Source organism: Ignavibacteriales bacterium, from assembly GCA_026390595.1.
Taxonomy (GTDB): domain Bacteria; phylum Bacteroidota; class Ignavibacteria; order UBA10030; family UBA10030; genus UBA9647.
Genome location: JAPLFQ010000003.1, coordinates 96,022 through 109,554, shown reverse-complemented (window position 1 = coordinate 109,554; position 13,533 = coordinate 96,022). Strand labels below are relative to the sequence as shown.

Here is a 13,533-nt window from a genome sequence, read left to right as displayed (position 1 = left end):
AGCGAGAGTGCTATGAAGAAGATCCTTCGCAAAAGCCGGTTTGTCTGCCTGCCAGTAGTTTCCCTCCTCCTGGTTCTCTCTTGCGAAAAGGCAGTGACGCCACCCGAATCGGTCCCGACGAATCCACTCGATATCCCGGGACTTCCTGTGACAACCATTACACAAGGTCCTGCTCAGGGTTCCGTCCTCGCTACGAGCAGCGCGACGTTTCGCTGGTCCGGCAACTCCGAGGTGGGAGCATTCTCGTGCAGACTGAACGGGGGCACCTGGTCTTTCTGGTCGACAAGAACGGACACCACAATCGATGACATCGATGATGGATCATGCTTGTTTGAAGTCAAGAGTCGCCACAAGAACAATATTACTGAAGAACAGAACTTTCCCACCCGGTCCTTCTCGGTGGATGCGATACAGGGACCGGCCGCCATATTCTACCCAAGGCGCAAAGCTGTGACGGTTTCGCAATCATTCACATACGATATCCGGGCCGAAGATGTGAGCGGACTCCTTGGCTGCAAGCTGGCAATGACATATGACCCGGCAATCATCAAGATTGACACGATTGTAGCGGGTGACCTGGTGAAGAAGAACGGGGGTTTTGCAGAATCGTACCTGACAAGAGACCCAAGCGGCGTCAAGGTCGTATTTGAAGCCGTGATACTGGGGGGGACTCCGAAAGGTGTCACCGGAAGCGGCGCGCTCGCGACGCTTACATGTCGTGTCGTGGGTGCGCAGCAAGCAAACCTCGTGTTTGTGCAGACAGAAACACTGTACCGGGACACCGGCAATAAGCCTCTCACAATCCGGCAGTTAGTCGGCGGGAAGGTGGTGGCAAAATGAGAAACTCCATCCTCATCTCGCTCAGCTTGCTTTTCTTAACGCTTTCCACTTTCGCCCAGGTTCCGACCAACGGCCTGGTTGCATACTATCCGTTCAACGGCAACACAAATGATATGAGCGGAAGCAACTACCATATTACCAACTATGGCGCCGTCCTGACGACCGATCGTTTTAGCCAGGCCAACAGCGCATACGACTTTGACGGAACAAATGCCTACATGACGATACCCGATTCATCGAAGGGGCTTTCATTCAACGCTGTCACCGATGCCTACACGGTATCGGTATGGGCCAATTTCTCGTCCCTACCAAGTCGACATATTCACATTCTCACGGATCGCCTAGAGACGGGTGGATGGTCTTATTATCTCAATTATGATCAAGTGAACAAACAGATCTCTTTCACTCCATTTGACGGTTCGAACATAATCAGCACGGTTGCGAGTTGCACACTTCAGACAAGTACCTGGTATCACTTTCTGCTCGTGATATCAAACAAGTCGGTGACACTCTACATCAACGGTGCCTCTGTGATGACTGCGACAATCCCTGCGGGATATGGAAGCACAAAGAGAACCTCCAATGTTGCGCTGATTGGGGCTAGCGCGATGGCGGGCCCCAGCATCATAGACAAGATGGTTGGCAAAATCGATGATCTTAGAATATACAATCGTGCGCTGAATGTAACAGAGATTCTGGCGCTGTACTTTGAAGGGGTCCCCACTGTCACTTCGTTCTCTCCAATGAGTGGTCCCGTTGGCACCACGGTTACGATCACGGGCACGAACTTCAACACAACCACGTCTGCTAACGTTGTCTTCTTTGGAGCGGTTCAGGCCACTGTATCGTCTGCAGCCTCGACATCGCTTTCTGTATTGGTGCCAGCGGGCGCGACATATCAACCCCTGACAGTAACATGCAACGGACTCACTGGTTGCTCGGCAAAATCGTTCGTCACCACTTTTACCAGCAGCGGAACGGTCAATGTCAGCTCTTTTGCTGGAAGGGTGGATTTCCCTACCAGCACCAAACCACGGGGATTCAACGTTGCCGATCTCGACGGCGACGGAAAGCCGGATGTTGTCACCTGCAGTGAGAACGCCGCTACACTCTCCGTCTTGAGAAACACAAGTACGAGTGGAAGTGTTGCCTTCGCGTCGAAACTTGATATTGCTACAGGAACCACTCCTCTGTATCTCGCCATAGGTGATATCGATGGTGATGGGAAGCCCGACCTCGTCGTGCCAAACTATGGCAGCAACACAATGTCCGTGTTCCGCAATACAGGCACGAGCGGGACTATTTCCTTCGCGGCGAAAGTGGATTATCCGACATCGAATACTCCGTACGCGGTGGCACTCGCCGATTTTGATGGAGATGGAAAACTGGATATTGGGCTGAGCAACTACTCATCAGTTACAGCATCAGTATTCCGCAACCTGAGTACTCCTGGGACGATATCTCTGGCGGGAAAAGTGGATGTGCAAGTTGGAAGCAGCGCAGAAGGAATAGCCGTTGGCGACGTGGACGGAGATGGGAAACCGGATCTTGTTGTGGTCAACGGGACAAGTGCGTCGGTTGGTGTGTTTAGGAATACCACTGCTGGTGGAACGATTTCATTCTCATCCCGGAGCGATTTTGGGATGGGAAATGACCCCCATCTGATTTCTGTTGCGGACATCGACGGTGATGGCCGACTCGACTTGATAGGTGAAAATGCTGTCAGCCAATCGATCTCGGTTCTTAGAAATACAGGCAGCGTTGGGAGCGTTTCTTTTGCGACCAAGGTGGACTATCCGGTCGGCACCAATCCTCTGGCCACGGCCATTGGAGACGTCGATGGAGATGGCAAGGTCGATGTTTTGGTAGTGGAAAGTAGTGCCAACACAGTGTCTCTGTTCAAGAATGGAAGTAGCACAGGTTCCATATCTCTTGCCTCGAGAGTATCATTCACAACAGGTGCGTCCTGTTATAACGCCAGAATTGTCGATCTTGACGGTGACGGAAAACCGGATCTCGTTGTGGCGAATTATGGAGACAATTCGGTGTCAGTCTTGAGGAATATCTCTGTGCCCGCGCTCCCCGGAGAATACACGCCTGATGCCAACACGGTGCTTTTGCTGCATATGGATGAGACTAGCGGCTTGACGGTGAGTGATGCCAGCAGTTCTGGCAACAATGGAACCGCCACGGGGACATCCATTATCAATGGGAAATTCGGAAAGGGGAGATCGTTCAACGGAACGACTGATTACATAGATATTCCTCATACTGCTTCGTTGAATTCGAGCACAAATCTCACTATTGAGGCCTGGGTCACACTCAATCAATACGGTGGCAATCCACATCGTTATGTTTTCTCCAAAGGTACCTACGACTATGCTCTTCTTGTGCTTGATGACGGCCGTCTTGCCTTCAACAGGCTCGGCTATACCTATGTGGCGAAGACGGTTGCGCTCAATAGAATGACTCACCTCGCCGCAGTGGTGAGCGGTACTCAACTTACCCTCTACAAAGACGGCGTTGTCGACACCACCATCAATATGGGTGGGGGATTGACAAACAATTCCCAGAATCTCAGGATCGGAGGAAGCTCAGCTGGATCAGAGTATTGGGCCGGACTGATCGATGAAATCCGGATCTCCAACATGGCCCGTCTGCCCCATGAATTCGGTCTTCAACTACCTCCGAAGAACCTCGCTGCCACGGTATCTGGAACAACTATCAACCTGAGCTGGCAAAACGGAGGCGGTTTGAATGGACTGCTGAGATACAAGATCTATCGCGGAGGAGATTCAACCAACGTTACGCTCATTGACTCAACTTCTTCAACCTCGTACACGAACAGCAATCTGCTCCCAGGTAGGTACTATTACAGGGTATCAGCGGTTGACTCAACCGGATTTGAAGGCTCGAAAGGCTTCGCATCCGGGGCAATTATTTTCGGATTGGTGGCGTCATTTCCTTTTAGCGGTAGTGCGAACGATTTGAGCGGGAACGGAAACAACGGGACGGGGAGTTCGGTCACAGCAACTGCCGATCGGTTCGGGACTGCAAACGCTGCATATTCATTCAACGGGACTTCCAGCCTCATAGTCGTTCCAAATAGCTCTTCGCTCCGGATAAGTTCTGACATCACCGTATGCGCGTGGGTGAAGGCATCTTCCCCCCAGCAAGGCAGGGGCATTGTTGAAAAGTACTATGGAGGCACGAATACCGACCAAGGGTGGTTGCTCAATACAGAAACAGCGGGAACAGCCATTATGCAAGGACGCGACGGTCGCGGTGGGGCTACAACTCTCTCAAGCGGCTACTCAACTGGGTTTTCAGATGGTCAATGGCACTTTGTCGTTGGCCAGCGGCTCGGAAACATTTGGAAAATATTTCTCGACGGGCAACTGTCCTCCTCGACGGACGTCGGCGGAACGGCGGGAAGTATCGAATCGGGAGGAAACATCGCAATTGGCGCATACGGCAATCTGGGTCCGATTAGTGGGGTCTGGCAGGGATCCATCGATGACATCCGCATCTATAACAAGTCCCTGAGTGTTGTGGAGATAGACTCACTTTATCATCTCAATGGCTGGCCGGTTCTTCCGACGATTACGACCGTGACCCCAGTGAAGTTCTCAGCATCGATTAGTCCAACCGCTGCACTTACGGCGGTCTTCGACAGTGACATGAACCAGGCGACATTTACTGCCAGCACTATCAAGATCCGAGGATCACTCGGTGGCGCTTACACGTTCACACCGAGCTATAGCGCCGGGACGCGGACGTTGACGCTGACTCCGACCACCTCATTCAAAAAAGGAGAGATTGTCAGTGCGACCTTGACGCGCGGCATCAAGTCGGCAGCCGGTGATTCTCTCAAGGCACCCTATGTTTGGAATTTCAACGTCGCGGTCAGTGGTGGTGTGGGTTCCTTCACGGCGAGCCAAACGCTTGACATCGGTGGATCACCCACAAGACTGGCAGCAGGCGACTATGACAAAGACGGCGACCTTGACCTGGCGGTTGTCACGAACAGTCAGGGAACGGCACCGACAGTAACACTCTTGCGAAACAATGGGCAGGGTACATACGCATCTTGGAGCACGTTGAACGTTGGTGTATCCCCCAGCTACATCCTCACATCAGATGTGGATCTCGATGGTGACATGGATCTCATCATCGGCCGAACGTCGAGCGGTGCGGTGCTCACGTACCTCAATGACGGTACCGGATCGTTCACCCTCGGGGGGACATACGCTCTCGGCCAGCCATCGGAGATGTCCGTTGGGGACATGAATGGCGATGGCTATGATGATGTCGCACTATCAAATATCTCTTCGCAGCAGACTGTGATTCTGAAGAACAACGGCAATGGTCAATTGTCATCGCTTGCCACCCTCAGTATCTATGGAGGAGCGGTGCGGGTGACAGATGTGGATGGCGATGGTGACATGGACGTCGTGGTGTTCCAGGCGGGAAATCCGAATCCGAACGCATTGCACGTGGCCAAGAACGATGGGAAGGGGAGTTTCGCTGTGACGTCGACGGCTGTCGATGGAATTCAAGGCATGTATGTCTCCGCAGGCGATTTCGATGGTGATGGAGATATTGATCTTGTCCTCGCGGATGCAGGAGATTATCCATCGTACAACAACTCCAAAGTCCGGATATACAAGAACAACGGCTCCGGGTCATTCGCCCTCTTCGCAACGTACGCGTGCGGAAACTATCCTGTGGCTGTTGCGATCGGAGATTATAACAATGACGGCAAACTGGACTTTGCTGTGTCGGAATACACCGGCCAGTCGGTGAGCGTTTTCATAGGGAATGGTGACGCGTCATTCACAAAACTGGGGAATTCAATTGCTGTCTCCAATGCTTTCGGCATCGTCGCTGGTGACTTGGATGGAAACGGCGCTTTGGACCTGGCTGTGGCAAATTATCCGCCTTCCGGTGGCTCAGTGACGATTCTTAAAAGCGCAGCGCTTCAGTACGGTTTGGTCGCCTACTATCCATTCACCGGCAACGCCGGCGATTCGAGCGGTTATGCTAACCATGGATCGACGGTAGGTGGAGTTTCGATCGACACAGACCGTTTCAACCGTGCAAACTCTGCATACAGCTTAAATGGAGCGACGGGATACGTTCAGGTCCCCAGCTCAACCACTCTTCGGGCACCTTCCACTGCTCTTACACTTTCCGGGTGGATCAATATTGCAAATTGGCCTGGTACTCAGGTCGCGGGATTGATACAGAAAACAAATACAACCAGCTATGGCCAGTACTCTCTCTATTATCAAGGCTATGGCACACCCGGCGTCTACTTCAATTTCATCACGCAATCGGGATCACAGGGATTCGGAGCACCGATCTCGCTCCAATTGAATCAGTGGTATTTCGTGGTTGGCACGTGGGATGGGATCACCGCGAAGATCTATGTCAATAATTCGCTTCTTGGAAGCCAGAGTGTTTCCGGACAACTCGTTGCTGACTCTAATCCGCTCACGCTCGGTCTTGACAGCCCGGGTTCTGCGGAATATTTGCAGGGAAAGCTGGACGATATCCGAATCTATGATCGTTCGCTCTCGGCCGCAGAAGTCGACTCACTCTATCGCGTTGGGGGGTGGCCGACATCGACTTCGACATTGCCTGGTGAATACTCTGCCGATGCAAACACCGTTCTTCTGCTTCACATGAACGAAACCAGCGGCTCGATGATCACTGATGCCAGCGGCAATGCCAATACCGGGACCGCGACGGGGACCAGTATATTGGACGGAAGGTTCGGGAAAGGGCGCAATCTCAATGGATCTTCCGAATGGATCGATTGTGGAAACTCGCAGAGTCTGCAACTTACTTCAGCATTGTCGATTGATGGGTGGATCAAGCTCAGCGCCTATCCCGGGTCGGGCTACATCAGTTTCCTGGCTGGAAAATTCGACGGGTCCGCTGGAGATGCCAACAACAATTTCTGTTTAGGCATCCAAGACTACGGAAATCCAATATTGAGAGTAGGAGGCGTCGCGACGACGCTTGTTAGCCGTACGATAGTTCCAATCAACACGTGGGTTCATTTGGCAGCGACCTTCGATGTGTCAGGAAGTGGCGCGAACATGAAGATTTATGTGAATGGGGTGTTGGATACATCAAGTACCAGAAGCTCTAATGCCCCCACAAACGGATATCCGTTGCTTTTGGGTAAGAGACTCGCGAGTGAGAATCACAGGTTCTTTGGCCTCATGGATGAAGTGCGCGTCTCCAACAAGGCTCGGACGCCCCAGGAGTTTGACCTTCAGCGTCCCCCGACGAATGTCAGCGCTGCGCCATCAGGCACAACAGCCAATCTCACCTGGCAAAATGGCGGCGGCGGGGTCAGTCTCCTGAGGTATAGGATCTATCGAGGAGCAGATTCTACGACCGTGACGCAAATCGACTCCACGAGTTCAGTTTCTTGGACCAACACCGGTTTGACAGCCACCAGTACTTATTACTATCGTATTTCCGCAGTTGATATCACCGGTTTTGAGGGCGTGAGAAGCTATGCAGCAAAGGTGGTAGTTCCCAGCCTGCAACCGACGACGATCGCGTTAGCCTCAGGCAATAATCAAAGCAGTCTTGTGAGTACTGCATTAGCAAATCCATTCGTTGTGACTATTACTGATGTCGGTGGCAATCCAGTTCCCGGTGTGAGCGTTACCTATGCAATCTCCTCGGTTCCGTCCGGAGCCACGGGCCAATCGCTGAGCACAACCACGACTACGACCAACAGCAGCGGCCAGGCTTCCACGCTGTTGACATTGGGAAACAAGACAGGGACGTATACGGTTACAGCTATCTCGGGCACGCTCACCGGCAGCCCGATTGCGTTTACAGCGACTGGAACTGTCACGCAGGCGACAACAATCGCGCTGACTTCAGGGAACACTCAGTCAGCTCCGATCAGTACTCCTCTCACGAATCCGATGATTGTAACGGTAACGGGTGCTGGAGGGAATCCCGTGGCAGGCGTGAATGTCTCGTTCACAATTGCTTCGTCGCCGACAGGAGCAACTGGGCAGGCGTTGAGTGCGACATCCGCGACATCAAATTCAATTGGACAAGCATCTACCGCACTGACACTAGGCAACAAAGTAGGCACGTACTCGGTGACGGCGACAGCTGGCGGCTTAAGCGGAAGTCCGGTGACGTTCACAGCGACATCGAGCACAGGTCCCGCGACAGCGATCGCATTGACATCTGGCAATTATCAAACCGGGCCCATCAGTGCCGCGCTTGGCTCTCCTTTCGTTGTTACTGTGACCGATGCGGGGGGAAACCCAGTGTCGGGTATCACTGTTGGTTTCAGTCTCGCATCGGTTCCTTCCAGTGCGACAGGGCAGTTGTTGAGCACCACAAATGCAACGACGAACTCAAGCGGACAGGCTTCGGCTATATTGACTCTTGGGAACAAGACGGGAACGTACTCCGTGACTGCGACTTCAGGGAATCTGACCGGAAGCCCGCTCACGTTCACGGCAACTGCGGGTGTAAGCAACGCGAGGGCCATCACGCTTAGTTCCGGAAATGGCCAGAGCGCGGTTATCAATTCGGCGCTTTCCGCACCTTTCGTCGTGACAGTGACGGACACCGGAGGCAATCCCGTCTCTGGGGTGAATGTTAGTTTTGCCATTACATTGATGCCTGATAGCGCAACAGGGCAATCACTGAGCATCAGCAATTCTCAAACGAATTCAAGTGGTCAAGCGTCGACGGTGTTGACGCTGGGGAGCAAAGTAGGGACCTACACGGTGACAGCGACATCTGGTACGTTGAGCGGAAGCCCCATACTATTCACGAGCACCGCCTTGGTTGGACCGGCGAGGTCTTTGGTTTCAATGTCGGGCGACAACCAATCGGTGTCAATCAACGCGCCTCTCCCCAGTCCTCTTGTAGTGAAGGTCACGGATCAAGGAGGCAATCCCGTCTCGGGGGTCGGTGTGACTTTTGCGATATCTTCCGCTCCAACGGGAGCGAGCGGGCAATCACTTAGTATTGTCAACGCGATCACGAATTCAGTCGGCCAAGTGTCGTCGGTACTGACTGTTGGGGGCAAGAAGGGCACATACACTGTCACTGCAACCTCCAGCGGACTCAGCGGAAGTCCAATAACGTTTACTGCTACGGCAGGCGGCGGTGCTGCGACGACAATTGCCCTGACATCAGGCAATAACCAGAGTGCCCAGATAGGCCTCGGCATACCAAATCCATTTGTGGTGACAATAGTTGACCAAGGAGGCAATGGAGTGTCCGGTGTAAACGTTAGCTATGCGATCACTTCTGTGCCGACGGGAGCGGCCGGACAGTCTCTGAGCACATCCAGCGCAGTGACTAACGCGAATGGTCAATCCTCTACAATTCTCACCCTCGGCAATAAAACCGGGGCATATGTCGTCACGGCGGCATCGGCTGGATTGGCTGGGAATCCCGTCCTGTTCACCGCGACCGCTACTATTGGGCCGGCGAAGACGATCACACTTACGTCAGGCAATGGCCAATCAGCTCCCAATGGGAGTGCTCTGACGAGCCCATTCGTGGTTACAGTAACCGATGATGGCGGCAATCCGGTGCCCGGGGTGACCATTAGTTTTGGATTCACTTCGACACCGGCGGGTGCAGCTGGCCACATGTTGAGCGCTATGAACGCAACGACAAATGTGAATGGTCAGGCGTTGACAACACTTACTTTGGGGAACAAGGCAGGCTCATATTTGGTCACTGCAACGTCTGGTAACCTGAACGGAAGCCCGGTGACATTTTCGGCCACTGCCACCACAAGCGTTCCAACGACGATGAGTCTGACTTCAGGTAGTATCCAAAGCGCCGCGATCAACAATCCACTTCCCAATCCGTTCGTTGTAACCATTACGGATGCCAGTGGAAATCCTGTGCAAGGGGTAGGTGTCAGCTTTGCAATTGCTTCCACGCCGGGAGGAGCCACCGGGCAATCACTGAGCATCATCAGTGGGGTCACGAATTCTTCCGGTCAAACGTCGACTACTCTGACACTCGGGAATAGGATCGGAGCGTACTCGGTAAATGCTTCGGCAAGCGGCTTAAATGGGAGTCCGATAACTTTTACATGCTTGGCGGTTGTCGGGACGGGGAAGAACATCACTTCTACTTCGGGAAACAACCAGCTAGGAATGGTCGGATCCGCAGTGTCCAATCCATTTGTAGTAACAGTGACTGACGAGGGAGGCAATCCTGTCTCTGGTTCGTCAGTCAACTTTGAAATCATCTCTGTGCCACCAAGCGCCACGGGCCAGTCGCTGAGTATTGGCACGTCCGTGACGAGTTCGAACGGACAGGCGCTTACGACATTGACACTGGGGAGCAAAGTGGGTTTGTATTCGGTGGCTGCGACTTCAACTGGTTTGTCCGGGAGCCCATTGACATTTACAGTGACCGCAACACCAAGACCGGCCTCACAACTCACGTTGTTCAACGGAGATGGCCAGGCCGGACCTATCGGTAGTGCACTCTCGAATGTTTTGACTGCAAGGGTGTCAGACGTCTACGACAACCCAGTGGCTGGAATCAATGTCAACTTCGCTATTACAGCAACTCCGTCAGGGGCAACTGGACAAACCTTGAGTTCAACCTCGGCAATCTCTGATGTCAATGGACATGCGTCAACGAGGCTGACATTTGGGAATAAAACTGGCACGTATTTGGTCTCAGCATCTTCTGGGAGTATGGGCGGCAGTTTGGTCACGTTTACTGAGACTGCAACAACAGGAACGGCAAGAATTATTACGCTCGCCTCCGGCAACAACCAATCTGCCGTGATCAACAAGACTCTTGGTAACCCGTTTGTGGTCACAGTGACAGATGATGGAGGAAATCCCGTTTCGAACGTGGCAGTCGGATTTGCCATTTCTTTGACCCCGGCTGGTTCAGTGGGGCAATCGCTGAGTGTCAGCAGCACTACAACGAATGCCAGTGGTCAGGCGTCAACGACAATGACACTGGGTAGTAAAATCGGAGATTATGCAGTGACTGCAACGCTTGTTGGCACGGGTGGAAACCCAGTGAGCTTCACAGCAACCGGAATTGTCGGAGCAGCCAAATCAATTGCACATTGGTCGGGAGATAATCAATCGGCTTCAATCAACAACCCCGTTACAAATCCAATCGTGGTCGTTGTCACGGATGAAGGCGGGAATCCAGTGCCTGGAACCAATGTCAACTTTGGAATAGCTTCGACGCCGAGCGGAGCGACAGGGCAGTCATTGACGTTTAACACTGCATCGACGAACGCAAATGGATTGGCATCTACCTCGCTGACTGTCGGGAACAAAATCGGGACCTACTCGGTGGTGGCATCATCTGGAAGTCTGAGCGGTAGTCCAGTCGCTTTCACGATAACGGCAACACCGGCTGCCGCAAAGGCGATGTCTCTCGTTGCAGGTGACAACCAGCAGGCGCAAATTAGCACAACGTTGCAGAACTCATTTGTCGTGCTGGTGACAGATGAGGGTGGAAATCCTGTTCCAAATGTCTCTGTCGGGTTCACAGTCACAGCCTCACCCAGCGGTGCTTCAGGCCATGCATTGAATCCCCCTAATACAGCCACGGACGCGTCAGGTCATGCGTCAACAGTGCTAACCCTTGGTACCAAGGTTGGTATTTACCAGGTATCTGCAATTGCCAATGGTCTGATTGGGAGTCCTCTCAAATTTGCTGCGACTGCAACCACCGGGCCTGCGAAGACAATCGCTTTGACCTCCGGCAATTCTCAAACCGAAATGATCAGCACTGTTCTCCCGAACCCCTTTGTGGTTACGGTTGTCGATGAAGGAGGGAACGCTGTTTCCAATGTGTCAGTCTTCTTCGCAATAGCATCGGTTCCAAGTGGAGCAACGGGACAGTTGTTGAGCGTCACCAACTCAACTACCAATACCAATGGACAGGCGTCCTCCTCTTTAACATTGGGAAACAGGATCGGAGTATACACAGTGACTGCAATGTCGGGAAGTCTGAACGGCAGCCCTGCCACGTTCTCTGCGACAGCAGTAATCGGAAGGCCGACCAAGGTGGCATTCAGCGCTCAGCCCATGACCGGAAAAGGGGGGGCTCTCTTCTCCGTGGTCCCTGTCGTAGCGATCCAGGATGCACAGGGAAATACAGTCACGGGCAATACCGCCATGGTCACGGTCGCTCTCGAAAGCAATCCGAGTGGAGGTACTCTCAGCGGAATAACCAGCGTTGAGGCCGCTGACGGTGTGGCGACGTTTAGAGATCTAAGCATCGATAAAATCGGAATTGGGTACACACTTGTTGCGAGATCCTCAGGCCTGACACAAGCCACAAGTACTCCATTCAATGTCGTTGTCGGTCCCCCGAAAACAATCTCGATAAAAAGCGGAACCAATCAGCACAAGATCGTTACTCGTGTTCTTGATGATCCCTTCATTGTAAGTGTGATGGACGCGGGGGGAAATTCCGTGCCAGGTGCGAGAGTCTCGTTCAATGAGTCGGGATTTCCATCGGGGTCTCATCGCTACAGCCTGAGCACACGCGATACAACAACGAATTCTGTCGGCCAGGCAGCGACCAGATTGACTCTGGGAGACAAACGTGGGAACTATTCGGTGACCTCAAGCTTGCCAGATGCCATAGGATCCAATGTCGTTTTCACCGCGAGGGGGGACTACCCGGCAGATTTTACAGGAGATGATCGGATCAACGTTGCGGACCTCGCTATCTTCGTAAAAAGCTGGCAAGACAGGAGCCTTGCCATTGGCGATATCGGTCCGGTCAACGGCAACGTTCCTGACCTTGTTCCGGTGCCGGATGGCAAGATCGATTTTGAAGACCTCATGGTGTTCGGGCTTATGTGGAACTGGACACTGGACTATCCTCCCCCTGCCGCCAAGTCGATTCCGGGCCTCGTCCAAAGTCTCCGGGGTGTCTTCGAGATCCTCCCTGGTGAGATCCCGACATTCGATACCGGTGACACGAAACAAATCTCACTGATGCTTCGAGGCGCAGAAGACATACGCACGGTCTCGCTGGAGATGGAATTTGATCCATTGAGGGTTTTGGTGAAGTCTATTGATGTGGAGACCGACAACGGCACCATAGTGTTGAAGCGCATCATTCAGCAAAGGGGGTATGCAGTGCTCCAGCTTGCTTCGTTGGGCGGCACTCTCGAGCAGCGACTTGCCCTGCAAGGTGCCGTCCGGATTACGGTGACTTCACTCGCCCCCTTCTTCAACGAGCCGATGCGAATCAGCGCTGAATCGTACGGCAGCGATGCACAGCTGAACGCAAAGGCAGCCAAAGATCTGATGCTGAATCCTGGCCAATACATAAGCCAAGGGTTTATTCTTGGCCAGAACTACCCGAATCCGTTCAATCCTTCGACAATGATCTCCTACACATTGCCCCGCGATGCGCAGGTCAGACTGACTGTCTGCGATGTCCTGGGTCATGTCATGTCGTACTTGGTGGATCAATGGCAGCGCGCAGGAACGTATGAAGTTCAGTGGAATGCCCGGACAGGGGCGGGTGCCGAATTGCCTTCAGGTGTCTACATTCTCCGAATGACAGCTGATGAATATCGCGATTCACGGAAAATGCTTCTTCTGAGATAAGGAAGGTTGAGTTTTCAGCCGCTCCCGCTAAGGGGGTGTTGGATCAATTCATCGGGCAGGT

2 protein-coding genes are annotated in these 13,533 nt (G+C 53.0%); both read left to right on the top strand.

Translation table 11 applies throughout. The features are described from left to right. The first annotated feature begins 12 nt into the window (after positions 1 to 12). Positions 13 to 840 (top strand): cohesin domain-containing protein, encoded by an 828-nt coding sequence (locus NTU47_00295; protein MCX6132221.1) that lies wholly within the window; start codon positions 13 to 15, stop codon positions 838 to 840. Continuing rightward, on the top strand, positions 837 to 13,472 hold the full coding sequence (locus NTU47_00290) for an FG-GAP-like repeat-containing protein (GenBank protein ID MCX6132220.1): 12,636 nt from the start codon (positions 837 to 839) through the stop codon (positions 13,470 to 13,472). The genes NTU47_00295 and NTU47_00290 overlap by 4 nt, the downstream gene beginning before the upstream one ends. Positions 13,473 to 13,533: the final 61 nt, after the last annotated feature.

Coding starts and splice junctions, on each gene's coding strand:
- NTU47_00290 (MCX6132220.1), top strand. CDS start 837: ATGAGAAACTCCATCCTCATCTCGCTCAGCTTGCTTTTCTTAACGCTT.
- NTU47_00295 (MCX6132221.1), top strand. CDS start 13: ATGAAGAAGATCCTTCGCAAAAGCCGGTTTGTCTGCCTGCCAGTAGTT.